Source organism: Mesorhizobium sp. M0894, assembly GCF_040319725.1.
Lineage (GTDB): Bacteria > Pseudomonadota > Alphaproteobacteria > Rhizobiales > Rhizobiaceae > Mesorhizobium.
Genome location: NZ_JAMYOG010000011.1, coordinates 1 through 23268 on the forward strand (window position 1 = coordinate 1; position 23268 = coordinate 23268).

The 23268-nt window shown below is 62.6% G+C and carries 21 protein-coding genes and 1 pseudogene; 14 read left to right on the plus strand and 8 right to left on the minus strand.

The window, feature by feature from the left end:
- Positions 1-246: 246 nt before the first annotated feature.
- Positions 247-2526: an NADP-dependent malic enzyme gene (locus NKH91_RS20900; protein ID WP_023717919.1), complete on the minus strand. Its 2280-nt coding sequence runs from the start codon at positions 2524-2526 to the stop codon at positions 247-249.
- A gap of 203 nt (positions 2527-2729) precedes the next feature.
- On the opposite strand from NKH91_RS20900, the gene mutS reads away from it, so the two are divergent.
- The gene (gene mutS / locus NKH91_RS20905) at positions 2730-5378 is read left to right on the plus strand and encodes a DNA mismatch repair protein MutS (RefSeq protein ID WP_352950998.1); all 2649 of its coding nucleotides are present in this window, start codon (positions 2730-2732) and stop codon (positions 5376-5378) included.
- Positions 5379-5600: 222 nt separating this feature from the next.
- On the opposite strand, the gene NKH91_RS20910 is transcribed toward mutS, so the two are convergent.
- From NKH91_RS20910 to NKH91_RS20920, 3 genes are all read right to left on the minus strand, one after another.
- Positions 5601-6446, minus strand: coding sequence for an aldo/keto reductase (locus NKH91_RS20910; protein ID WP_352483314.1), 846 nt, complete (start codon positions 6444-6446; stop codon positions 5601-5603).
- A 109-nt stretch (positions 6447-6555) separates the two neighbouring features.
- Positions 6556-6942: a CopM family metallochaperone gene (gene copM / locus NKH91_RS20915; protein WP_023676379.1), complete on the minus strand. Its 387-nt coding sequence runs from the start codon at positions 6940-6942 to the stop codon at positions 6556-6558.
- A gap of 43 nt (positions 6943-6985) precedes the next feature.
- Complete coding sequence (locus tag NKH91_RS20920) at positions 6986-9490, minus strand: heavy metal translocating P-type ATPase (protein WP_352847111.1); 2505 nt, start codon at positions 9488-9490, stop codon at positions 6986-6988.
- A gap of 228 nt (positions 9491-9718) precedes the next feature.
- On the opposite strand from NKH91_RS20920, the gene NKH91_RS20925 reads away from it, so the two are divergent.
- The 5 genes from NKH91_RS20925 (at position 9719) to NKH91_RS20945 (ending at position 17135) form a co-directional block, all read left to right on the plus strand.
- Positions 9719-12517: a [protein-PII] uridylyltransferase gene (locus NKH91_RS20925; protein WP_352847109.1), complete on the plus strand. Its 2799-nt coding sequence runs from the start codon at positions 9719-9721 to the stop codon at positions 12515-12517.
- A gap of 46 nt (positions 12518-12563) precedes the next feature.
- On the plus strand, positions 12564-14162 hold the full coding sequence (murJ, locus tag NKH91_RS20930; protein WP_352847107.1) for a murein biosynthesis integral membrane protein MurJ: 1599 nt from the start codon (positions 12564-12566) through the stop codon (positions 14160-14162).
- 293 nt (positions 14163-14455) lie between these two features.
- Entirely contained in the window at positions 14456-15538 is a 1083-nt protein-coding gene (trpS, locus tag NKH91_RS20935; RefSeq protein WP_352847105.1) for a tryptophan--tRNA ligase, read from the plus strand.
- Between the two features lie 192 nt (positions 15539-15730).
- Positions 15731-16222, plus strand: a complete 492-nt coding sequence (locus tag NKH91_RS20940) for a universal stress protein (protein ID WP_023717912.1) — start codon at positions 15731-15733, stop codon at positions 16220-16222.
- Positions 16223-16565: 343 nt separating this feature from the next.
- Positions 16566-17135: a NifU family protein gene (locus NKH91_RS20945; protein WP_023676386.1), complete on the plus strand. Its 570-nt coding sequence runs from the start codon at positions 16566-16568 to the stop codon at positions 17133-17135.
- A gap of 168 nt (positions 17136-17303) precedes the next feature.
- Here the strand turns inward: NKH91_RS20945 and NKH91_RS20950 are convergent, their stop codons facing one another.
- Complete coding sequence (locus tag NKH91_RS20950; protein WP_023717909.1) at positions 17304-17921, minus strand: L,D-transpeptidase; 618 nt, start codon at positions 17919-17921, stop codon at positions 17304-17306.
- Between the two features lie 222 nt (positions 17922-18143).
- Between NKH91_RS20950 and NKH91_RS20955 the strand changes: the two are divergent.
- Positions 18144-18227, plus strand: a pseudogene (locus NKH91_RS20955) (MerR family DNA-binding transcriptional regulator); the annotation flags it as partial.
- Positions 18228-18282: 55 nt separating this feature from the next.
- Here the strand turns inward: NKH91_RS20955 and NKH91_RS20960 are convergent.
- From NKH91_RS20960 to NKH91_RS20970, 3 genes are all read right to left on the minus strand, one after another.
- Entirely contained in the window at positions 18283-18408 is a 126-nt protein-coding gene (locus NKH91_RS20960; protein WP_352467528.1) for a hypothetical protein, read from the minus strand.
- Positions 18409-18537, minus strand: a complete 129-nt coding sequence (locus NKH91_RS20965; protein WP_352483307.1) for a hypothetical protein — start codon at positions 18535-18537, stop codon at positions 18409-18411.
- Between the two features lie 162 nt (positions 18538-18699).
- Positions 18700-19026 carry a GYD domain-containing protein gene (locus NKH91_RS20970; RefSeq protein ID WP_352483306.1) on the minus strand — a complete coding sequence of 109 codons (327 nt, stop codon included), beginning with the start codon at positions 19024-19026 and terminating at the stop codon, positions 18700-18702.
- Positions 19027-19178: 152 nt separating this feature from the next.
- Here NKH91_RS20970 and NKH91_RS20975 point away from each other — a divergent pair, with 152 nt between their 5' ends.
- The 7 genes from NKH91_RS20975 to NKH91_RS21005 all read left to right on the plus strand — a co-directional run bounded on the left by NKH91_RS20975 (position 19179) and on the right by NKH91_RS21005 (position 23196).
- Positions 19179-19478: a DUF1330 domain-containing protein gene (locus NKH91_RS20975; RefSeq protein WP_023717905.1), complete on the plus strand. Its 300-nt coding sequence runs from the start codon at positions 19179-19181 to the stop codon at positions 19476-19478.
- Between the two features lie 106 nt (positions 19479-19584).
- On the plus strand, positions 19585-20523 hold the full coding sequence (locus tag NKH91_RS20980) for an IS1595 family transposase (RefSeq protein ID WP_352847102.1): 939 nt from the start codon (positions 19585-19587) through the stop codon (positions 20521-20523).
- Positions 20524-20610: 87 nt separating this feature from the next.
- Positions 20611-21117 carry a Panacea domain-containing protein gene (locus NKH91_RS20985; protein ID WP_352847099.1) on the plus strand — a complete coding sequence of 169 codons (507 nt, stop codon included), beginning with the start codon at positions 20611-20613 and terminating at the stop codon, positions 21115-21117.
- Positions 21118-21357: 240 nt separating this feature from the next.
- Complete coding sequence (locus NKH91_RS20990; protein WP_352847096.1) at positions 21358-21564, plus strand: hypothetical protein; 207 nt, start codon at positions 21358-21360, stop codon at positions 21562-21564.
- 85 nt (positions 21565-21649) lie between these two features.
- A complete protein-coding gene (locus NKH91_RS20995) occupies positions 21650-22090 on the plus strand; it encodes a hypothetical protein (RefSeq protein ID WP_352847093.1) in 441 nt (146 codons plus the stop codon).
- Complete coding sequence (locus NKH91_RS21000) at positions 22083-22583, plus strand: ImmA/IrrE family metallo-endopeptidase (protein ID WP_352847091.1); 501 nt, start codon at positions 22083-22085, stop codon at positions 22581-22583. The genes NKH91_RS20995 and NKH91_RS21000 overlap by 8 nt, the downstream gene beginning before the upstream one ends.
- A gap of 112 nt (positions 22584-22695) precedes the next feature.
- Positions 22696-23196, plus strand: a complete 501-nt coding sequence (locus NKH91_RS21005) for an MmcB family DNA repair protein (RefSeq protein ID WP_352847089.1) — start codon at positions 22696-22698, stop codon at positions 23194-23196.
- The last annotated feature ends 72 nt before the right edge of the window (positions 23197-23268 follow it).

Genomic DNA, 23268 nt, shown 5'->3' on the forward strand with positions numbered 1-23268 from the left:
GAACGGCCAAGCAGCGCTCTCCGACGCTCAAAAAAGCATATATGCCTCAAATCGCATATCTATGCGCCTTCTCTGCAAAGGCCTCCTTGCGGGAGAAGGTGGATCGGCGCGCAGTGCCGAGACGGTTGAGGGTGTTGGACGGAGTGCTGCCGGCGCCAAGCTGGAACACCCCTCATCCGACCTCGCTTCGCTCGGCCACCTGCTCCCACAAGGGGCGAAGGGAGAGGCGCTGCTGCTGCCCGCTCCTCAAGCCCCCGCGCTATACGCCGCGATCGCCGCCATATTCACGATATCTGAGTCCTTGGCGTTGAGCGAAACAATCTGGACCGGCTTGTTCAGGCCGACCAGCAGCGGGCCGATGACGGTCGAGCCGCCGAGCTCCTGCAGCATCTTGGTCGAGATCGAGGCCGAGTGGAAAGCCGGCATGATCAGCACATTGGCGGGGCCGGTCAGCCTGATGAACGGATACTGCGCCATGGCGCGGGCGTTGAGCGCCACGTCGGCGGCCATTTCGCCGTCATACTCGAAATCGACGCGGCGCTTGTCGAGGATGCGCACCGCTTCCTGGACGCGCTCGGAGCGCTCGCCCTGCGGATGGCCGAAGGTCGAATAGGCGAGCATAGCGAGCCTCGGCTCGTAGCCCATGCGGCGGGCGAAGCCGGCGGCCTCCTCGGCGATGTCGGCGATCTGTTCAGCGTTCGGCATGTCGTGCACGGCGGTGTCGGCGACAAGCACGGTGCGACCCCGCGCCAGCACGATCGACACGCCGATGACGCAATGGCCGGGCCTTGCGTCGATGACGCGGCGGATGTCGTCGAGCGCCGTCGAATAGTTGCGGGTAACGCCGGTGACGATGCCGTCGGCATCGCCCAGCGCCACCATGCAGGCGGCGAAATGGTTGCGGTCGTTGTTGATCAGCCGCTGGCAGTCGCGGAACAGGAAGCCTTTGCGCTGCATGCGCTCGTAGAGATAATCGGTGTAGACGGAGTTGCGCCGCGACAGCCGCGCATTGATGATCTCGATGCCTTGCTTGCCGAGGTCGATGCCGGCATTCCGGGCGTTTTCCTTGATGATGTCGTCGCGGCCGAGCAGGATGGCGGTGCCGAGCCGCTGGTTCACATAAGAGACGGCGGCGCGCATCACCTGCTCCTCCTCGCCCTCGGCAAAGACGATGCGCTTGGGCTGGCGGCGCACGCGGTCGTAGATGCGCTGCAGCGTCGAGGCGATCGGGTCGCGGCGGGCGGAAAGCTCCTGCGCGTAGCGGTCGAGATCGAGGATCGGCTTGCGCGCGACGCCGGAGTCCATCGCCGCCTTGGCGACCGCGATCGGGATCGCCGAGATCAGCCGCGGGTCGAACGGCACCGGGATGATGTAGTTGGGGCCGAATTTCGGCCGGTTGCCCTGATAGGCGGCGGCGACGTCGTCGGGCACGTCCTGGCGCGCCAGCTCCGCCAGCGCCCGGGCGGCGGCGATCTTCATGTCGTCATTGATGGTGGTCGCCCGCACATCCAGTGCGCCGCGAAAGATGTAGGGGAAGCCAAGCACGTTGTTGACCTGGTTGGGATAGTCGGACCGCCCCGTCGCCATGATGGCGTCGGTGCGGATCTCGGCGACCTCCTCCGGTGTGATCTCGGGGTCGGGATTGGCCATGGCGAAGATGATCGGGTTCTTGGCCATCGACTGCACCATCCTGGTGGTCAGCGTGCCCTTGGCCGAGAGGCCGAGGAACACGTCGGCGCCGTCCAGCGCCTCGGCCAGCGAGCGCGCGCCGGTTTTGACGGCATGCGCCGATTTCCACTGGTTCATGCCTTCGGTGCGGCCCTGGAAGACGACGCCTTTGGTGTCGCAAAGGATGATATTCTCAGGCGCAAAGCCCATCGCCTTCATCAATTCGATGCAGGCGATGCCGGCAGCACCGGCGCCATTGCAGACCATTTTCGTGGTCTTCATGTCGCGGCCGGTGATTTCCAGCGCGTTAATCAGCCCGGCGGCCGAGATGATGGCGGTGCCGTGCTGGTCGTCATGGAACACCGGTATGTCCATCAATTCGCGCAGCCGCTGCTCGATGATGAAGCATTCCGGTGCCTTGATGTCCTCGAGGTTGATGCCGCCGAAGGAGGGGCCGAGAAAGCGCACGCAGTTGATGAATTCGTCGGCATCCTCGGTGTCGACCTCGAGGTCGATGGAATCGACATCGGCGAAGCGCTTGAACAGCACCGCCTTGCCTTCCATCACCGGCTTCGAGGCCAGCGCGCCGAGATTGCCGAGGCCGAGGATAGCGGTGCCGTTGGAGATGACGGCGACCATGTTGCCGCGAACCGTGTAGTCGAAGGCGCGGCTCGGGTCCTCGGCGATGGCGAGAACCGGCACCGCGACGCCCGGCGAATAGGCGAGGCTGAGATCGCGCTGCGTCGCCATCGGTTTTGTGGCGACGATCTCCAGCTTGCCCGGACGGCCCATGGCGTGGAATTCCAGCGCCTCCTGGGCGCTGACTGAGGGCCCGTTGCTTTCGGTTTTCTTGGCCATGGTACTTTTGGTTTCCTCGCCCGTACGGCACCGCTTGAGATGGGTGCGCATGCTTTCTTTTGTGGACGGTTCGGGATTAAGGCTACACTTCGCCGCTGTAAACCGCCAAGCATGGCTTGGAAAATTTTGGAAGCAGCTTTTTGAACGACGAGACGCCCATTCGAAGCGACAACGCCACGCCGGCCTTCGCGCCGGCGACGCCGATGATGGAGCAGTACATCGAGATCAAGGCGGCGAACCCGGATTCGCTGCTGTTCTACCGCATGGGCGATTTCTACGAGCTGTTCTTCGACGATGCCGAGAAGGCAAGCCGGGCGCTCGGCATCGTGCTGACCAAGCGCGGCAAGCACCAGGGGCTCGACATCCCGATGTGCGGCGGGCCGGTTCACGCCGCCGACGATTATTTGCAGAAGCTGATCGGCCAGGGGTTCCGCGTCGCCGTCTGCGAGCAGATCGAGGATCCAGCCGAGGCCAGGAAGCGCGGCGGCAAATCGGTGGTGCGCCGCGATGTTGTGCGGCTGGTGACGCCAGGCACCATCACCGAGGACAAACTGCTGGCGCCGTCGGAATCGAGTTTTCTGATGGCGCTGGGACGGGTCAAGGGCGGCGCCGAGCATTCCTTCGCGTTGGCCTGGATCGAGATCTCGACCGGTGTCTTCCGCGTCGCTGAAACCACCGCCGACCGGCTGCTCGCCGACGTCTTCCGTGTCGATCCGCGCGAGCTGATCGTCGCCGAACCGGTGTTTTACGACCCGGAGCTGAAACCGGTGTTCGACGTGCTCGGCCGCGTCGCCAGCCCGCAGCCGCCGTCGCTGTTCGATTCGGCTTCGGCCGCCGGCCGCATCGCCCGCTTCTTCGAGGTGGCGACGCCTGACAGTTTCGGCTCGTTTTCGCGCGCCGAGCTGTCGGCGATCTCAGGCGTCATCGCGTATGTCGAGAAGACGCAGAAAGCGGAGCGGCCGCCGCTGTCGCGGCCAGAGCGCGAGGAGCAGGGATCGACACTGTTCATCGACCCGGCGACGCGCGCCAATCTGGAGCTGCTGCGCACGCTGTCCGGCAGCCGCGAGGGGTCGCTGTTCAAGGCGATCGACCGCACGGTGACCGGTGGCGGCGCAAGGCTGCTCGCTGACCGGCTGATGGCGCCGCTGACCGACCCGGCGGCAATCGCTGCAAGGCTGGATTCGGTGTCGTTCTTCCGCTCCGAGACGCGCCTCTGCCAGGCGGTGCGGGCCAGCCTGAAGAGCGTCGCCGACATGCCGCGCGCGCTGTCCAGGCTGGCGCTCAACCGCGGGGGTCCGCGCGATCTCGGCGCGCTGCGCGCCGGTTTCGAAGCGGCCGGCGCCATCGCCGGACTGTTCGGGCAAACCGCCTTGCCCGCCGAACTGGCGGCGGCGCTAGCGGCCATCAAGGCACTGCCCGGCGCGCTGGCGACGCATCTGGCACAGGCGCTCAGCGACGAGCTGCCGCTGCTCAAGCGCGACGGCGGCTTCGTCCGTTCCGGTTACCACGCCGAACTCGATGAGATGCGGGCACTGCGCGACGAGTCGCGAAAAGTGATCGCCGGGCTGGAGCGCTCGCTGATCGACGAGACCGGCATCCGCTCGCTGAAGATCAGGCACAACAATGTGCTGGGATACTACATCGAAGTCACCGCCAACCACCATGCGCTGATGACCGGCAGCGACGGCGCCAAGGCGCGCTTCATCCACCGCCAGACCATGGCCAACGCCATGCGCTTCACCACCACGGAACTCGCCGAGCTGGAATCGAAGATCGCCAATGCCGCCGACCGGGCGCTGGCGATCGAGCTTGCCGCTTTCGAGGCGCTGACGGCGGAAGTCGTCGGCCAGGCCGACAGGATCCGCGCCGGCGCCGAAGCGCTCGCCGCGCTCGACGTTTCGGCAGCCCTTGCCTTGCTTTCCGAAAGCGAGGCCTGGTGCCGGCCGCTGGTCGATGCGAGCCTTGCCTTCGAGATTTCGGGCGGACGCCATCCGGTGGTCGAACAGGCACTGCGGCGTTCCGGCGAAGGCCCGTTCGTCGCCAATGATTGCGATCTGTCGCCGCAAGGCGATGCCAAGGCCGGCGCGATCTGGCTGCTGACCGGCCCCAATATGGGCGGCAAGTCGACCTTTCTCAGGCAAAACGCGCTGATCGCCATCCTTGCCCAGACCGGCTCCTTCGTGCCGGCGGCATCAGCCCATATCGGCGTCGTCGACCGGCTGTTTTCGCGGGTCGGCGCCTCCGACGATCTGGCGCGCGGCCGCTCGACCTTCATGGTCGAGATGGTCGAGACAGCGGCGATCCTCAACCAGGCCGGCGAACGCGCACTGGTCATCCTCGACGAGATCGGCCGCGGCACCGCCACTTTCGACGGCCTCTCGATCGCCTGGGCGGCGGTCGAATATTTGCACGAGAAGAACCGCTGCCGGGCGATCTTCGCCACGCATTTCCACGAGATGACGGCGCTCGCCGGAAAACTGCCGCGGCTCTCCAACGTCACCATGCGGGTCAAGGAATGGGAGGGCGACGTGGTCTTCCTGCACGAGGTCGGCAAGGGTGCCGCCGACCGTTCCTACGGCGTCCAGGTAGCGCGGCTTGCCGGCTTGCCGGAAGCCGTCGTCGGCCGGGCCAAAGAAGTGCTGCACCAGCTTGAAGCCGGCGAGGTCTCGGGCAAGGCCAACCGTCTGGTCGACGACCTGCCGCTGTTTTCCGTGGCGGCGAAGCGGGAAGCGTCGAAGCCGGCCAGGAGTGATGGGCTGGGTGAAGCGCTAGCGGAGATCAATCCCGACGAGATGACGCCACGCGAGGCGCTGGAAGCGCTGTACCGGCTGAAGGGGCTTGTGGGGAAGTAGTGCTCGTCCGATAGCGCTCTACGGCGCCCCCCTCTGTCCTGCCGGACATCTCCCCCTCAAGGGGGGAGATTGGCAGTTTCGCTGACAGCGCTTTTTCCTTCGACGTTCGAAGTTGGCGAAAGCCGATGCGAGATCCAATCTCCCCCTCAGTGGGGGAGATGTCCGGCAGGACAGAGGGGGGTGTGACGGAACGCTGCTTTGGCTTGCCTTCCGCCCCACCCCTCAAATCATCGCCAGGCCCGACTTCCGCCTCGGCGGTGGGAAGGCGCGGTCAATTTCGGCGAAATCTTCGCTCGTGAGCTCGATGTCCAACGCCGCGACATTCTGCCGGACATGCTCCGGGCGGCTAGCTTTGGGAATGGCGATCACCCCGTCCTGCGCCATCACCCAGGCAAGCGCGATCTGCGCCGGCGTCGCACCGTGGCGAGCGGCGATGGCATCTAACCTGGCATTGCGCGCCAATACCCCCTGATCGACCGGCGAATAGGCCATCAGCGGCATACCGCGTTGCCGGCTCCACGGGGCGAGGTCGAACTCGACGCCGCGCTGCGACAGATTGTAGAGCACCTGATTGGTCTGGACGTTGCCGCCGGCCGGCAATCGGACCAGCTCTTCCATCTCGCCGGTATCGAAATTGCTGACGCCCCAATGGCGGATCTTGCCGGCTGCCTTCAACGCTTCGAATGCCTCGACCGTTTCCGTCAAGGGCACGCTGCCCGGCCAATGCAGCAGATAAAGATCGATGCGGTCGGTGGCGAGATGCCTCAGGCTGTTCTCGCAGGCCCGTTTCACGCCGGCGCGCGAGGCATTGGACGGCAGCACCTTGGAGACCAGGAAAACCTCGTCGCGGCGACCAGCGATGGCCTCCGCCACCACCTCCTCGGCACCGCCGCTGGCATACATTTCGGCGGTGTCGATCAGCGTCATGCCGAGATCCAGCCCGAGCTTCAGGGCATTGGCCTCGTCGGTACGGCGGCGGCCGTCTTCGCCCATCTTCCAGGTGCCCTGGCCGAGCACCGGCACGGCTTCGCCGCAGGGCAGGGTGGTCGTTCGTATCGTCGATGGCATGGCATGCTCCAGTCCGAGGCCCGGATAGCACCATAGCCGCCAAGGGAAATCCAGGTGAAGCAGAAATCCAGGTGAAGCCTCTCGCCTGGATTCCCCGACAGCGTGACGCCTACTTCACCGGATGGGCGGCGAGCCAGTCCTGCATCTGCTTGATCTCGGCTTGCTGCGCGGCGATCACCGCTTCGGCCAGCTTGCGGATTTCCGGATCCTTGCCATTGGCGAGCTCGACCTTGGCCATGTCGATGGCAGCCTGGTGATGCGGGATCATGCCGCGGGCGAAATCGACATCGGCATTGCCGGAATATTCGATCGCCATCATGTCGGTATGCATCTTGTCCATCGCCGCCTTGTAGCCCTCGGTCGAGGGGCTCTGCGCGCCCATGGCGCCCATGTCGTGCTTCATCTCCTCGGCTTGTGCAGGAACGCTTTCGAGGAAAACAGCAAGCAGCATTCCCGCCGCCATCATCAGCAGCACGATCTTCTTGGCCAAGGTCATTCATCGTCTCCTTTTTTGAACAGGGTGTATCTGGAAGTTTTACTCAGAGTTTCAATGTCCTGAGCCGCAATGCGTTGGCGATGACCGAAACCGAAGACAGGCTCATCGCCGCCGCCGCAATCATCGGCGACAACAGCGTGCCGGTGAGCGGATAAAGCACGCCGGCAGCCACCGGCACGCCAAGCACATTGTAGAGAAAAGCGAAAAACAGGTTCTGGCGGATGTTGCGGATCGTCGCGCGGGCCAGCGTCCTGGCCCTGACGATACCGTTGAGATCGCCCTTGACCAGCGTAATCCCCGCACTTTCGACCGCAACATCGGCGCCGGTGCCCATGGCGATGCCGACATCGGCGGCGGCAAGTGCCGGCGCATCGTTGACGCCATCGCCGGCCATGGCGACGCCGGCACCGCCGGCGCGCAACTCCTCGACCAGCGCGTTCTTCTGTTCGGGCAAAAGCCCGGCATGCACCGCGTCGATGCCGAGCTTGGCGGCGATGGCCTTGGCGGTGCGCTCATTGTCGCCGGTCGCCATGACGATCTTCAGCCCGCTGTCATGCAGCGCCTTGATCGCCTCGGCGGTGGTCGCCTTGATCGGGTCGGCGACGGCGACGAGGCCGGCGAGCTTGCTTGTGACAGCGACGAACATCGCGGTCTTGCCGTCGGACTGCAGCGCCTCGGCACTGGCCAGGACCGAAGCCGTATCGATGCCGAGATCGGCCATCATCGCGGCATTGCCAAGCGCCACCTTCTGTCCCGAAACCGTGCCGGAAACACCCTTGCCGGTGACAGCCTCGAAACCGCTCGCGTCGGGGACCTTCACCCCGCGTCCGCGGGCGCCGTCAACGATCGCCTCGGCCAGCGGATGCTCCGAGCCTTTTTCCAGCCCGGCGGCGAGTGCCAGCAACTCGTCTTGCGCCATGCCTTCGACGGCAACGACGTCGGTCAGTCGCGGCCGGCCTTCGGTCAGCGTTCCCGTCTTGTCGACGATCAGCGTATCGACCGAGGCAAAGCGCTCGAGCGCCGCCGCTTCCTTGATCAGCACGCCGGCATGCGCGCCGCGCCCGGTGGCGGTCATGATCGACATTGGCGTCGCAAGGCCGAGTGCACACGGACAGGCGATGATCAGAACCGAGACCGCCGAGACGATGGCAAACACCAGGCTGGGTTCCGGTCCGACGATCGCCCAGGCTACAAACGCAATGATCGCAACGAGAACAACGGCCGGGACGAAGTAGAACGAGACGCGGTCGGCCAACCCCTGGATCGGCGCGCGCGACCGCTGCGCCTTGGCGACCAGTTCGACGATGCGCGCCAGTGTCGTCTCGGCGCCGATCTTTTCGGCGCGCATGATCAGTGAGCCATTCTTGTTGAGCGTGCCGCCGGTAAGGTTGTCGCCTTCGGTCTTTTCGACCGGCAGCGGCTCGCCCGTGATCATCGATTCGTCGACGGAAGAGCGCCCTTCAAGCACAATGCCGTCGACCGGTACAGCGTCACCTGGGCGGATGCGCAGGCGGTCGCCGGCCTTGACAATATCGAGCGGCACGTCGTTTTCGGAACCGTCCGCGCCGATCAGCCGCGCCGTCTTCGGCGCCAGGTCGAGCAGCGCACGGATCGCCGAGCCGGTTTTCTCGCGGGCACGCAATTCCAGCACCTGGCCGAGGAACACCAGCGCGACGATTACCGCCGCCGCCTCGAAATAGACCGGCACGGTGCCGTCATGGCCGCGGAACTGGTGCGGAAAGAGGCCTGGAAACAGTGTGGCGACGACGCTGTAGAGATAGGCGGCACCGACGCCGAGCGAAATCAGCGTCCACATATTGGGGCTGCGGTTGAGCATCGAATCCCAGCCGCGGTGGAAGAACGGGAATGCCGCCCACAGCACCACGGGGCTGGCCAGCGCCAGTTCCAGCCAGACCTTCGCGCGGTCGTCGATGAAGGCCTGAAACGTCAGGCCGAGCATCGGCGCCATGGCGATGACCAGCAACGGCACGGACAGCACCGCGCTCACCCAGAAGCGCCTGGTGAAATCGACCAGTTCGGGGTTAGGCCCCTCGTCGCCGGTCGGCACGCCCATCGGCTCCAGCGCCATGCCGCAGATCGGGCAGGAGCCGGGCTTGTCGCGGATGATTTCGGGATGCATCGGGCAGGTGTATTGCGTGCCCTTGGGCATCGCCTGCGGCGCCGGCTTGTCGCCGAGATATTTTGCCGGCTCGGCCTCGAACTTCGCCTTGCAGCCGGCGGAGCAGAAATAGAAGCCTTGGCCCTCGTGGCGCAAAAAGTGCTTGGCCGTGGCGCGATCGACGCTCATGCCGCAGACGGGATCGGTTGCGGTCAGATATTTTTCAGGTTCGGCGACGAATTTCGAACGGCAGCTTTCGCTGCAGAAATGATAGCGATGGCCGTCATGCCCGGCGGTCGGCTTGCCGGCGGCCGGATCGACGGTCATGCCGCAGACCGGATCCCGGACGACGGCGTCCGCGGCAGGCGAGGCGCTCTTTGCCGAGCAGCAGCTGCCCTGGCTGTGATGATCGTGGTCGGAATGCGTCATGCCGAAAGCCCCTGTATTTCGATGTTGCAGCGGAGGTAGTGCTTCCAGTAACTGGAAGGTCAAGGGCCGATTTTCGATTTTTTGCGGCCAAGCCCAAACCGAACCGGCTGCGGGCGCGAGACGATCGTCCCGTTCCACCGCTGGGGAGAACGCGTCCGTCCGCCCCATACCCAGCGCCGCGAAAACGCGCTATAGACGCCGCCGAAACGGCGAGGCCGAACGGCATTTATGGCAAGAATATCCCTGAAGCTCGAGGAACTGATCGACGGCGAAGCCTTGCGCCGCGAGATGACCGAACTGACCGCGGCCACGGCAGGCGACGGTTCGGGCAAGGCCGCGCGCGGCGGCGTCCTCAAGCTGCTCAAAAGCCGGCTCGCCGACGGGCGCACTGTCGCCGAACGCATGCTGATGGACGACGGCAGCGGCACCGCCTGCGCCGCCCGGCTGTCGCATCTGATGGATGAGATCATCCGTGCGCTCTACGATTTCGCTGCCACCCATGTCTACCGCGTGAAAAACCCATCGTCGGCCGAGCGCATGGCGGTCGTCGCCGTCGGCGGCTATGGCCGCGGCACGCTGGCGCCGGGGTCCGACATCGATCTCCTGTTCCTGCTCCCCTACAAGCAGACGCCGTGGGGCGAGCAGATCGTCGAATATATGCTCTACATGCTGTGGGACCTCGGGCTGAAGGTCGGCCACGCGACGCGCAACATCGACGAGTGCCTCAGGCTGTCGCGCACCGACATCACCATCCGCACCTCGATCCTGGAGGCGCGCTTCCTGTGGGGCGAGCAAAAGCTCTATGACGAGCTTCTGCAGCGCTTCGACCACGAGGTGGTGCGCACCACCGGCCCCGAATATGTCCAGGCCAAGCTCGCCGAACGCGACGAGCGCCACGCCAAGGCCGGCGAGAGCCGCTACCTGGTCGAACCTAACGTCAAGGACGGCAAGGGCGGCCTGCGCGACCTGCAGACGCTGTTCTGGATCGCCAAATATTTCTACCGGGTGCGCACCGGCGAGGAACTGGTCGACAAGGGCGTCTTTACCGACGCCGAATACAGGGAATTCCAGAAGGCCGAGGACTTCCTGTGGGCGGTGCGCTGCCACATGCATTTCCTCACCGGCAAGGCGGAGGAGCGGCTGCATTTCGACATCCAGCGCGACATCGCTGAGCGGCTCGGCTACACCACCCATCCCGGCCTGTCGGCGGTCGAGCGCTTCATGAAGCACTACTTCCTCGTCGCCAAGGATGTCGGCGACCTGACCCGCATTTTCTGCGCCGCGCTCGAGGAGGAGCAGGCCAAGCATGTGCCGGGCTTCAACCGCATCTTCCTCACCTTCTCGCGGCGCAAGCGCAAGCTCGCCGGCACGGCCGATTTCATCGTTGACAACCACCGCATCAACATCGCCGACGACGAGGTGTTCGAGCGCGATCCGGTCAATCTGCTCAGGCTGTTCTGGTTTGCCGACAAGCACGGCCTGGAATTCCACCCGGATGCGCTGAAGCTTTTGACCCGCTCTCTCGGCCTCGTCGGCAAGGCGCTCAGGCGCGACGAGGAGGCCAACCGGCTGTTCCTCGACATCTTGACCTCGGACCGCAATGCCGAGCTCAATCTGCGGCGCATGAACGAGGCCGGACTGCTTGCCAAGCTGATCCCGGACTTCGGCAAGATCGTCGCCATGATGCAGTTCTCGATGTATCACCACTACACGGTGGACGAGCACCTGATCCGCTGCATCGGCGTGCTGGCCGAGATCGAACGCGGCGACGGCGAAAAGGTGCATCCGCTTTCCCACGCGCTGATGCCGGGGCTGAAGAAGAGCCGCGAGGCGCTCTATGTCGCCGTGCTGCTGCACGACATCGCCAAGGGCAGGCCGGAGGACCATTCGCAAGCCGGCGCCAGGATCGCCCGGCGCATCTGCCCTCATATGGGACTCTCGCCGGCCGACACCGAAACGGTCGCCTGGCTGGTCGAGAACCACCTCGTCATGTCGATGACCGCGCAGACCCGCGATCTCAACGACCGCAAGACGATCGAGGATTTTGCCGCCATCGTGCAGTCGGTCGAACGGCTGAAAATGCTTTTAGTGCTTACCGTCTGCGATATCAGAGGCGTCGGGCCTGGTGTCTGGAACGGCTGGAAAGGCCAGTTGCTGCGCACGCTCTACTACGAGACCGAGCTTTTGTTGACCGGCGGGTTTTCGGAGGTGTCGCGCGCCAAGCGGACGGCGGCGGCGCGCGAGCAACTGGCCGAGGCGCTTGCCGACTGGCCGGAAAAGGCCCGCAAGCGTTATGTCGGCCAGCACTACGAGAACTATCTGCTGGCGGTCGATCTTCCCGACCAGCTGCGTCATGCCGAATTCATCCGCGAGGCCGATCACGCCGGCAAGAAGCTCGCCACCATGGTCAAGACTCACCAGTTCGAGGCGGTGACCGAGATCACGGTGCTGGCGCAGGACCATCCGCGCCTGCTTTCGGTGATTGCCGGCGCCTGCGCGGCGGCCGGCGGCAACATCGTCGACGCGCAGATCTTCACCACTTCGGATGGCCGCGCGCTCGACACCATCCTGATCTCGAGGGAGTTCGACCGCGACGAGGACGAGCGTCGCCGTGCCGAGCGCGTCGGCCGGCTGATCGAAGACGTGCTGTCGGGCAAGAGCTGGCTGCCCGAAATGATCGAGAAGCGCACCAAGCCACGGCGCGGCGCCAAGGTCTTCCGCATCCCGCCACACGCCGAGATCCGCAACACCCTGTCGAACCGGTTCTCGGTGATCGAGGTCGAAGGACTGGACAGGCCGGGCCTTCTGTCGGAGATCACCGGCATGTTGTCGGACCTGTCGCTCGACATCGCCTCGGCCCACATCACCACCTTCGGCGAAAAGGTCATCGACACGTTCTACGTCACCGATCTCACCGGCCAGAAGATCGACAGCCCGTCGCGTACGGCGACCATCCGCAACAGGCTGATCGCGGTGCTCGAGGGCACGGCGTCCGAGCGCGGCAAGACCAAAACGGCCGCCGAGTGACTGTTACCTTCCATTTGCCCCAATCCCACAGGCAGTCTTCAAGCGCATGAGCCTTGTCAAGAAATTCGCCACGGTCGCTTCCGGCACGCTGATGAGCCGCGCCCTCGGCTTTGGCCGCGAGATGCTGATGGCTGCCGCACTCGGCACCGGGCCGATCGCCGACGCCTTCAACGCCGCCTTCCAGTTTCCCAACACCTTTCGCCGGCTGTTCGCCGAAGGCGCCTTCAACGCCGCCTTCGTGCCGCTGTTCGCCAAAGAGATCGAGACGCACGGCACCGACGGCGCCAAGCGTTTTTCCGAAGAGGTGTTCGGCGTCTTGTTCACCGCGCTTCTGGCGCTGACCATCGCCATGGAACTGGCGATGCCGCTGATCGTGCGCTACCTGGTGGCGCCGGGCTTTGCCGACACGCCCGGAAAATTCGAGATGACGGTGGCACTGGCGACCGTCATGTTCCCTTACCTGATCTGCATGTCGCTCGGCGCCATGATGGCCGGCATGCTGAATTCGCTGCGCCGCTATTTCGCCGCCGCGGTGGCGCCGGTGTTCCTCAACATCATCCTCATCGCCGTGCTTGCCTATGCCTGGTACAAGGGTTCGGACGCCCGCACCGTCGGTTTCGGGCTGGCCTGGGGCGTACTGGCGGCCGGCTTGGTGCAGCTGGCGATCGTCTGGGCGGCGGTGCGCCATGCCGGCATTTCGATCGGCTTCCGCCGGCCGAAGATGACGCCCAGCGTCAAGCGGCTGCTGATCCTGGCACTGCCGGCGGCGATCACCGGCGGCATCACCCAGATCAACCAGCTGATTGGCACGGCGATCGCGTCGGCGCAGGACAGCGCGGTGTCGTCGCTGGCCTATGCCGACCGCGTTTACCAGCTGCCGCTGGGCGTTGTCGGCGTCGCCGTCGCCATCGTGCTTTTGCCGGAACTGTCGCGGGCGCTGAAGTCAGGCAATCTGGTCGAGGCGGCCAATCTGCAGAACCGCTCGGTCGAGTTCACCCTGTTCATGACCTTGCCGGCGGCGGCCGCCCTGCTGGTCATGTCCGAGCCGATCGTGCGGCTGGTCTATGAGCGCGGCGCCTTCGCCGCCAACAATTCGACGCCGACGGTCGCGGCAATCCTGGCGATCTTCGGCCTCGGTCTGCCGGCCTTCGTGCTGATCAAGGCCTTCACCCCAGGCTATTTCGCCCGCGAGGACACGCGCACGCCGATGATTTTCGCCGCCATCTCGGTGGCGGTTAACATTACGACGGCACTGACGCTGTTTCCGACGATGGGCGCGCCCGGCATTGCCGTTGCCTCCGCCGTCGCCGGCTGGGTCAATGCGGCGATGCTGCTGGCCGTGCTGATCCGGCGCGGCCACTGGGGCCGCGACGTGCCGCTCATGAAACGCATCCCGCGGCTGGTGCTGTCGGCGGCGGTGATGGCGGCGGCGCTCTATTTTGCCGAGCACTGGTTCGCCGCAAGTCTCGGCTCGGGCTCGCCGCTGGTGATCAAGGCGGTAACGCTGCTTGCGCTCGTCGCCGGCGGGGCGCTGCTTTACTTCGTCACTGCGTTTGCCACCGGGGGTGCGGATTTCGGCATGATCCGCCGCAATATCGGGCGTAAAGGCTCCCAGCCGGTCAAGGAGCAATCTCCGGATTCGTGAGGCGGAAAATTCGTCAGGTCCAATTTTGTTCTTGCTTTGTGCCTGCAGCTATGCTACTAATTTGCGTATGGTGCTGATTCGCACCGGCGACCCCGCCGCAAGGCGGGTTTTTGATTCTGGTCGGCGCCATCCCCTTCAAACAGCCTTCTGTGGCGTCTTGCTCGGCCACGGTCAAAGCCCTGCGCGGCCTAGCCAACACCCCTCTTGATCGTCTCCTCGCTCTCGTCCATAAGCGCGCCGTCGCAAGACTTTCGCCGCGCGCGAAACGGCCCTCCACAAGCCAGGGATACACCATGACCGACCTCAACCAGCCCGCCTTCAAGCCACTCGTCTTTTCCGGCGTCCAGCCAACCGGCAATCTGCATCTCGGCAATTATCTCGGCGCCATCAAGAAATTCGTCGCCCTGCAGGACACCTCCGACTGCATCTACTGCGTCGTCGACCTGCATTCGCTGACCGCGCAGCTCGTCTATGAGGATCTTCAGGACCAGACGCGTTCGATCACCGCGGCGTTTCTCGCCTCCGGCATCGATCCGACCAAGCACATCGTCTTCAACCAGTCGCGGGTGATGCAGCACGCCGAGCTTGCCTGGATCTTCAACTGCGTGGCGCGCATCGGCTGGATGAACCGCATGACGCAGTTCAAGGACAAGGCCGGCAAGGACCGCGAGAACGCCTCGCTCGGCCTGCTCGCCTACCCCTCCCTGATGGCCGCCGATATCCTCGTCTACCGCGCCACCCATGTGCCGGTCGGCGACGACCAGAAGCAGCATCTGGAGCTGACCCGCGACATTGCGCAGAAATTCAACAACGATTTTTCGGACCGTATCGCGGCGCTTGGTGTCGGCGTCGAGATGCAGGTGGGCGAAGAGACGGTGAACGGCTATTTCCCGCTGACCGAGCCGGTCATCGGCGGCCCGGCGGCGCGCATCATGTCGCTGCGCGACGGTTCGAAAAAGATGTCGAAGTCCGACCCGTCGGACCTGTCGCGCATCAACCTGACCGACGATGCCGACGCCATCTCGAAGAAGATCCGCAAGGCCAAGACGGACCCGGAGGCTTTGCCCGGCGAACTGGACGGGCTTGCCGGCCGGCCGGAAGCGGAAAACCTCGTCGGCATCTATGCCGGCCTCGCCGAAATATCGAAAGAGACGGTGCTGAAGGAATTCGGCGGCCAGCAGTTTTCGGTGTTCAAGCCGGCGCTGGCCGATCTCGCGGTGGAAAAGCTGGCGCCGATCGCCGGCGAGATGCGCCGCATCTCCGGCGACCGCGCCTATGTCGACGCGGTGCTGCGGGATGGCGGCGAGCGTGCCGGCACATTGGCCGAAGCGACGATGAAGACCGTGCGCGACATTATCGGCCTGCTGCAAGGCTAATTTATGTCGCGCAAAAGTGTGCAGCGGTTTTGCGATAACGACATGCATAAAACAAGAACCTGAAGCGCGTCGCATGAGGCTGGTCGAACGCGACGCGCTTTAAGCTGCACCAACATCGCCACAGCCGCCGGTCGCTTGCGGGCGGGCTGTGGCGGTGGCAGATTGCGGCCGAAACCATCGAGCAGGGTGAATATGGTCTCCAAACGCCTCAGCCGCGAAGCCGGTCATCGCCGCAAGTTCCTGGCGATCATCGACGACACGCCGGAATGCGAGCGCGCCGTCGCCTACGCCTCGAAGCGGGCGCAAAGCACGGGCGGCGTGCTGGTGCTGCTCTATGTCATCGAGCCGGATGATTTCCAGCACTGGCTGGGCGTCGAGAAGATCATGCGCGAGGAGGCGACCGCCACGGCGCGCGCCGCGCTCGACAGCTACGCCAACAAGGTGCGCCAGAAGCTCGGCATCGAGCCGGAACTGGTGGTGCGCGAAGGCAAGCCGACCGAAGAGATCCACAAGCTGATCGAGGAAGACCAGGACATCGCCATCCTGGTGCTGGCGGCAGGCGCCGGCAAGGAAGGGCCTGGGCCGCTGGTCGGCGCGGTTGCCGGCAAGGGCGCCGCCTTTCCGATTCCAGTGACTGTGGTGCCGCAGAACCTGTCGGACGAGGAGATCGACAGCCTCGCCTGAGATGTGCCGATATTCAGGTGAGGCCGGCCTACAAATGGCGGCTTCCTGCGCTTCCGGTGCTCACGTACCAAAAGTACGCTCCGCTCCGGCCTTCGCCGACCGAAGCCCTCGTAGGCGCCTCCGTCCTATGAAGGCTACGGCCGGCGTAGGCCGGTTCTCGGAAACCATCATTTTCGGCTCGGCCTGACCTGAATCTCAACACATCTCCAATTGTTTCAGCGAGCTAGCAAAACATTCCACCAGCCAGCCGTTCCCCGCGATGCCTTTCGCTTGAATGTCGGGCGGATAAAGCCTAATTAGAATTATTCCAAACTAGCTGCCCGAAACGGGCACGGAGATGGCCATGTTCATCCAGACCGAGTCGACGCCAAACCCGGCGACGCTGAAATTCCTGCCCGGCAAGGAAGTGCTGCAAGAAGGCACCGCCGATTTCCGTGATGCCGACAGCGCCGCGACGGCTTCGCCGCTGGCCGGCCGTCTGTTCGAGATCCCCGGCGTCACCGGCGTCTTCTTCGGCTATGATTTCATCACCGTGACCAAGGACGGCCCCGACTGGCAGCATCTGAAGCCGGCTATCCTCGGCGCCATCATGGAGCACTTCATGTCCGGTGCCCCGGTGATGGCCAAGGCCGGCCCGGCCGCCGAGACCAGCCAGACCGGCGAATTCTACGACAAGGCCGACGAGGAGCTGGTCGTCACCATCAAGGAGCTGCTCGACACGCGGGTGCGCCCGGCAGTGGCCCAGGACGGCGGCGACATCACCTTCCGCGGCTTCGAGAATGGCACCGTGTTCCTGCACATGAAAGGTGCCTGCGCCGGCTGCCCGTCCTCGACGGCGACGCTGAAGCACGGCATCCAGAACCTGCTCCGGCATTTTGTGCCGGAAGTGCAGCACGTCGAACAGGTCTCCTGACGCGTCGTTCCATCGTCAACGTCGATAGACAACAAAAAACCGGGCCAAAGTGCCCGGTTTTCTGTTTGCGACGTCTGTGTTGTTGCCTAGACGGTCCGCGTATAAAGCTCTTCGTGTTTGACCATGATCTTGTCCGAAAACCGGGTCCCACCTTTCGGGATCATGGTCTTACAGAACAATGACCTTGGCGCCGACCGAGGTGCGGTCGTAGAGGTCGATAATGTCCTGGTTCATCAGCCGGATGCAGCCCGACGACATCGCCTTGCCGATCGAATTCCATTCCGGGCTGCCATGCAGGCGATAGCCCATGTCGCCGCCCTTGTTGAACAGGTACATGGCGCGCGCGCCGAGCGGGTTCTTCAATCCCGGCTCCATGCCGCCGGCAAACTTGGCCAACTCCGGCTGCCGCCTGATCATCTGCGACGGCGGCGTCCAGGTCGGCCATTCGCGCTTTAGTGCGATACGGGCGGTGCCGTGCCATTCGAAACCTTCACGGCCGACGCCGATGCCGTAGCGCATCGCCTCGCCGTCGCCCATGACGAAATAGAGGAACTTGTTCTGCGTATCGACGATGATGGTGCCCGGCTTTTCCCTGGTGTCGTAGTCGACGATCTGGCGGCGGTATTTGAACGGCACCTTTTCGATCGGGATGCGCGGCAGATGATAGCCGGCATCGGTCACCGCGCCGTAGTTGTTGGTGAAGATCTGCGAGCCGATGGTGCTGCAACCGGCGACAGCCGTCGACAGCGCCAGGGCCGCGACGATTGCAAGTGACTTCATGCGCATGAAAAGGTCCGATGCCTGCCCAAACAACAGCGGCTCGAGTCGGCCGCTTTTTTCATCTTCATTCATGCTGGCATTTGCTTTGCTTGCCAAGCGGGCGATGCCTATATCCTTGGGCTTGCGTGCTGGTAAACCGCGACTATGGCATTTCGGCAACAGCTCCCGCAGGATTATGCTGCAAAATCAATGGGCCAAGAACAAGAACCCCGAGACGGGGAAATCACCATGAATGTCGGTGACGCTGCCCGGCGCTCTGGCCTGCCGGCCAAGACCATCCGTTACTACGAAGAGATCGGCCTGATCCGGCCTGAGACGCGGCCGCTGCAGGAGATAATCCTGACAAGCCTGGTTCAATAGGCCGGGTTCAATAAAGAACGCCGCGAAGCACGGTCCAGGCCAGAAGCCCGAACGTGCCGATCACCACCAATGCACCAAGGACCGTGCCGATCTTTTCAGGCAGTCCATCGGGGCGACCAGGATCGTCGGCCATTCAACTATCGATCATGACGTAGGCGGCACCAAACACGGCAACGATGATTGCCCCAAGCACCGCCCATCCTCTAACGGCCGAGCGGATTTCCTCCGGTGTCGCCGATTTACGTCCGTCATCGTCCGTCATCTAATGCTCCTCGTAAAATACCGTGGCCGACATTGAAAGCGCAAGCTGCCGGCGCTGCCAAGAGGGTGCAGCGGACATTTTTTTGCGCAAAAGTTTAGGAGCGTGCGCCGTTCGAGAGCAAGCGTTACCAGCCTTCGACATTCCGCAAAGCGCGGGCGGCCGTCACGATCCCGGTGGGCGATACCGGATCGACTTCGCCCTCCCAAGGGCTTCCATTGTCTCTTCGACACTTAGCAGCACGGTGGTCTCGTACGAGCTGAGCGCGCCTCCCGCACCAATGGCAAGCATGACGGAGGCCATGGACACATTGTCCGGCGCCTCCCACAGATTCCAGCCATCATGCTCTCCAAAGGCGTACCAGAACCCGTGCAGCTTTCCGCCGACCGACTCGATGTAGGAACGGGCAGCCTCGCGTCTATCCTCAGGGTTGTCCATCAAGCGCGCCCAGGTTTCGGGCCTATAGCTGAATCGCGTGAGATACATCGGCATGGTTCGTCTCCTCCCAGAGCTGCCCCCACAGAGACAGTTAAGCGCCGCAATCCGGGAGAAGGCGAGTCGGTTTCGAGGCGTAGTACCGCTGGCTTAGTTGCGGGACCGCTAATGGACCTGCTTCAATGCCTTTCCTAAGGGGAGCAAGGTCAATGGCAGCCTATCTTATTGCCGATGTCGACATAACCGACGCCGCCGTTTTCGAGGAATACCGCCGGGACGTGCCGGCAACCGAAGCGCGCTACGGAGGAAGATATATCGCTCGTGGCGGAGCCACCAAAGTGTTGGAAGGCGACTGGGAGCCTCATCGCCTCGTCATCGTCGAATTCCCCGACATGGCCTCGCTCCTCGCATGGTACGACTCTCCGGAATACGGCCGCCTCAAAGCCATCCGCGAACGCTGTGCAAAGACGAGGATCATTGCTCTGGAGGGCATGATGCCGGTTAGTTAGAGGGGGTTGTCAACCAGATAATAGCCGCCCCAAAAAAGGCGATTATCCGGTTGACAAACCCAAACCGGAGAGGTAGAAAGATTCCAACAACTTAGGAACTTTCGCCATGTCCATCCTGTCCCGCCCCGAATTCCACGACGAAGCCAAGGCTTTCGAACATGTCGAGGCGATCTTGTGGCCGAATGGTCCGGTTTGCCCAAAGTGCGGTTCAGTGGACAAGCACTACAAATTGAAGGGCGTCCGCACCAAGCCTTCTAAGAAGAACCCGAACGGCGTTGAGCGGCACGGTCTCTATAAGTGCGGCGCTTGCCGCAGCCAGTTCACCGTCCGCATGGGTTCGATCTTCGAAGAAAGCCATTTGCCGCTGACCAAGTGGCTTCAGGCTATCCACCTTATGTGCGCCTCAAAGAAAGGCATCAGCGCTCATCAAATGCACCGCATACTCGAATGCAAGTATGAGACCGCTTGGTTCCTGTGCCATCGCATCCGCCTTGCAATGGCGTCTGGCGACCTCTCCCCGCTCGGCGGCAACGGCAAGACCGTCGAGGTTGACGAAACCTACATTGGCCGTCTGACCAATACCCCGGTAACTCGTGGCACGGGTCACAAGAACACGGTGGTTACGCTTGTCGAACGCGGCGGTAGGGCTCGTTCCTTCCACGTCGATACCGCCCGCATCGGAACGATCATGCCAATCGTGCGCGCCAACATCGCCAAGGAAAGCGCATTGATGACCGACGAAGCCGGCGTCTATCGCCGCGTTGGACAGGAATTTGCCTCGCACGATTTCGTCACGCATTCCAAGGACGAGTACGTGCGCGGCAACGTCCACACCAACACCGTTGAAGGCTTCTATTCGATCTTCAAGCGCGGCATGAAAGGCGTTTACCAGCATTGCGGCGAACAGCATTTGCACCGCTATCTGGCCGAATTTGACTTCCGCTATTCGAACCGGACCGCAACGGGCGTCGATGACGGCACCCGCGCTTTTATTGCCCTCGTGGGTGCAAAAGGTAAGCGTTTAATGTATCGTCAGGAGGCATGAGATAACCTATCTAATAGTAGGTTCGCCTCATGGTTAGTGCGAAGGCGCACAAGAGCTATGGTTGATAGGCCTTACGACAGAGAGCGCTTGAAACACCTATTTCACTACGTGATATGGGCGGCCGGCTCTCGTGCTGGATTTGGCGCTACCAAGCTGTACAAGGTCGCTTGGTTTTCCGATGCGCGCCGCTTTGTCCTGACTGGTCAATCAATCACTGGCGCGCCCTATCTGCGCGAAAAGCACGGCCCAATCCCGCGCGACGGAATCATCGTCAGGAATGAACTCGCCAAAGAGCGCGCGATAGAGCAGTGGCGCGGCACTGGCGAGGAATGGGTGTTTAAGGCGCTCATTCCCCCTGCACGAAACGTCTTCCACCCTGACGAAATCAAAGAAATCGACAGGTGGATAAAAGAAATCGACGGCAAGCACACCGCTACGAGTGTGAGCGAATATTCCCATGACTACGGTTGGGAAATTGCAGCAATGAAAGAGCCGCTACCGTTCCATTCAATTCTAGCTGGACGAGGCCGCGAACCCACTGACGTAGAGGCGGCTAGGTTGCGCAACCGCGCGAAGGAACTTGGCTTGCTATAATGAAGGGTTTTCGCGAGGAAGATCGTGTGCGCCTCGCGAGAGATTTGGCCGAAACCAAATGGACTAGGGCAGACGATGCATGGGAATCGATAACCTGGACCATCATGCACGATGAAACTTGCGGCTTCCCCATGAACGAAATTGGGACCGTAAGGGGCTATGTCTGGGATGGCGCTCGATCAATAGATCTGCCGTCCATCGAAGTGATTTATGAAATCCAACTCGATCTGATTATCATTCATGAGGCAGATTTTCGCGATGCGCCGTACAGACAAGCCGGAAGAGCCTAAGCCCCAAATCGACAAGTTCCGAGACGCCGCTCGGGAATTGAAAGCCGATCAATCCGATGCCGCCTTTGATGCTGCCGTTGACAAGATCGCCCACGCGCCGAAGCTCACCAACGAGCAGATAAAGGAATTAGTCAGGCGCAAGCGTGATGAGCCATAGCGGTGTTTCCTATCCGCCTCGGATTCCCTAAGACCCGAATATGTGGATAATGCGCGTTAGTTGCACCATATGAGTCGGGGGGACGATGATGCGCGATGGCTGGGGGCCTTTTTTCTTGGCACTTCACGTCGCAACTATCGTCTTTCTAATCGCCGTTCTTAAGCAATACCACTTCGTTGATCCGGCGCTTTATGAAGCGGTCAAAGACGCCAAGTCGGCCGACATTCTTGAATTAGCTAGCCAGCTTGGCCGTTTCGACTTGGTGTCGATGTTACTCGGAATGTTTGGAATTCTGCTCGGTCTAGGAGCTATCGTAGGGTTTTCGGAACTGCGGTTCCGCGCTCGCGAGGTGGCGGGGGAGACTGCGCAGATCGAGGCACGAACTGCGCTGGCTGAGTTTTTGAATAATAGTGCCCCGTCCATAATTAGGGCACATGTCGATCTTATCGTATCGCCTTCCTCATCATCAAATGGCGACGAGGTTGCCGACGCTTACAAAGAAGAGGCCAAAGATAAAAATGGCTGACGTACTCGACACAATTAAGAGATATACCCACACCGCGCCCGTGGACGTTGAGGCTATCGCGTCCGACTTGGGTATTAACGTCGTGCGCGACCGTCTTGGCCCGAAAATATCTGGTAAAATCCAGAAGGACAGTAGCGGACGGTATACAATCGTCGTCAATGCCGACGAGTCCCCTGTTCGCCAGCGTTTTACGATCGCGCATGAAATTGCCCATTACCTATATCATCGTGATTTGATCGGGGATGGGGTGGCAGACAGCCCCGCCTATCGGGCGCCAGATATGGCTGTCTATGGTGGCACCCAGCTCCTGCCTAGGCATGAGACCCAAGCTAATCAATTTGCGGCAAACATATTGATGCCAAAAGATTTGGTCCGGGTTATCGAGACAAAATATCCCGGAATACCGCTCGAACAATTAGCCGAAAAGCTGGATGTATCGGTTCCTGCTTTGCGCGTTCGCAAGGGGCAGAACGCTTATTTCGACCCCGCATAGAAAATACCGGCCTGTCAGGCATATAATCCTATTTCATTTTGGGTTTGTCAACCGGGTAATCGTCCCAAAAAACCGGGTTCAAACCGTGAACAAAATCTGACATGGTGCGGCCATGCCTATCATCTCACCTCTACCCCTCAACCCCCTTCTCGACGGTCGCCAGTCGGAGCGTGCCATGCTGGTCAGGCGTGGCGTGCAGCGGCTGCTCAAGCAGATGGGCGCGCATGTCTTGCCCGAACTGTCGCTGGCCACCGGGCGCCGCGCCGATCTCGTAGCGCTGACCCGCCAGGGCGATATCTGGATCATCGAGATCAAATCCTCGATCGAGGATTTCAGGGTCGACCGCAAATGGCCGGACTACCGGCTGCATTCCGACCGCTTCTTCTTCGCCACCTATCCCGGCGTGCCCCAGGAGATCTTTCCGGAAGAGTGCGGCTTCATTCTCTCCGACGGCTATGGTGCCGAGGTCCTGCGCGATGCGCCCGAGCACCGGATGGCGGCGGCGACGCGCAAGGCGCTGATGCTGAGGATCGCGCGCGCCGGTGCCGCGCGGTTGCTGGCGGCGGAGCTTGCCGGGGTGTCGGTGCCGGCGCTGGAGGGTGAGAGTGAGTAGGGGGTTTCCCTCTCCGTGGTCATGGAGGCTTGCGCTGCCCCGGCTGCCGCCACCTTGCATAAGAGACGATGT

Bases quoted from the DNA above. Each gene is read 5' to 3' on its own strand.
- mutS (WP_352950998.1), top strand. From the start codon at position 2,730: ATGATGGAGCAGTACATCGAGATCAAGGCGGCGAACCCGGATTCGCTG.
- NKH91_RS20925 (WP_352847109.1), top strand. From the start codon at position 9,719: ATGGCAAGAATATCCCTGAAGCTCGAGGAACTGATCGACGGCGAAGCC.
- NKH91_RS20945 (WP_023676386.1), top strand. From the start codon at position 16,566: ATGTTCATCCAGACCGAGTCGACGCCAAACCCGGCGACGCTGAAATTC.
- NKH91_RS20960 (WP_352467528.1), bottom strand. From the start codon at position 18,408: ATGGCCGACGATCCTGGTCGCCCCGATGGACTGCCTGAAAAGATCGGC.
- NKH91_RS20950 (WP_023717909.1), bottom strand. From the start codon at position 17,921: ATGCGCATGAAGTCACTTGCAATCGTCGCGGCCCTGGCGCTGTCGACG.
- copM (WP_023676379.1), bottom strand. From the start codon at position 6,942: ATGACCTTGGCCAAGAAGATCGTGCTGCTGATGATGGCGGCGGGAATG.
- NKH91_RS20940 (WP_023717912.1), top strand. From the start codon at position 15,731: ATGGTCTCCAAACGCCTCAGCCGCGAAGCCGGTCATCGCCGCAAGTTC.
- NKH91_RS21005 (WP_352847089.1), top strand. From the start codon at position 22,696: ATGCCTATCATCTCACCTCTACCCCTCAACCCCCTTCTCGACGGTCGC.
- NKH91_RS20975 (WP_023717905.1), top strand. From the start codon at position 19,179: ATGGCAGCCTATCTTATTGCCGATGTCGACATAACCGACGCCGCCGTT.
- NKH91_RS20910 (WP_352483314.1), bottom strand. From the start codon at position 6,446: ATGCCATCGACGATACGAACGACCACCCTGCCCTGCGGCGAAGCCGTG.
- NKH91_RS20995 (WP_352847093.1), top strand. From the start codon at position 21,650: ATGATGCGCGATGGCTGGGGGCCTTTTTTCTTGGCACTTCACGTCGCA.
- NKH91_RS20970 (WP_352483306.1), bottom strand. From the start codon at position 19,026: ATGCCGATGTATCTCACGCGATTCAGCTATAGGCCCGAAACCTGGGCG.
- NKH91_RS20900 (WP_023717919.1), bottom strand. From the start codon at position 2,526: ATGGCCAAGAAAACCGAAAGCAACGGGCCCTCAGTCAGCGCCCAGGAG.
- murJ (WP_352847107.1), top strand. From the start codon at position 12,564: ATGAGCCTTGTCAAGAAATTCGCCACGGTCGCTTCCGGCACGCTGATG.
- trpS (WP_352847105.1), top strand. From the start codon at position 14,456: ATGACCGACCTCAACCAGCCCGCCTTCAAGCCACTCGTCTTTTCCGGC.
- NKH91_RS21000 (WP_352847091.1), top strand. From the start codon at position 22,083: ATGGCTGACGTACTCGACACAATTAAGAGATATACCCACACCGCGCCC.
- NKH91_RS20990 (WP_352847096.1), top strand. From the start codon at position 21,358: ATGAGGCAGATTTTCGCGATGCGCCGTACAGACAAGCCGGAAGAGCCT.
- NKH91_RS20965 (WP_352483307.1), bottom strand. From the start codon at position 18,537: ATGACGGACGATGACGGACGTAAATCGGCGACACCGGAGGAAATCCGC.
- NKH91_RS20980 (WP_352847102.1), top strand. From the start codon at position 19,585: ATGTCCATCCTGTCCCGCCCCGAATTCCACGACGAAGCCAAGGCTTTC.
- NKH91_RS20920 (WP_352847111.1), bottom strand. From the start codon at position 9,490: ATGACGCATTCCGACCACGATCATCACAGCCAGGGCAGCTGCTGCTCG.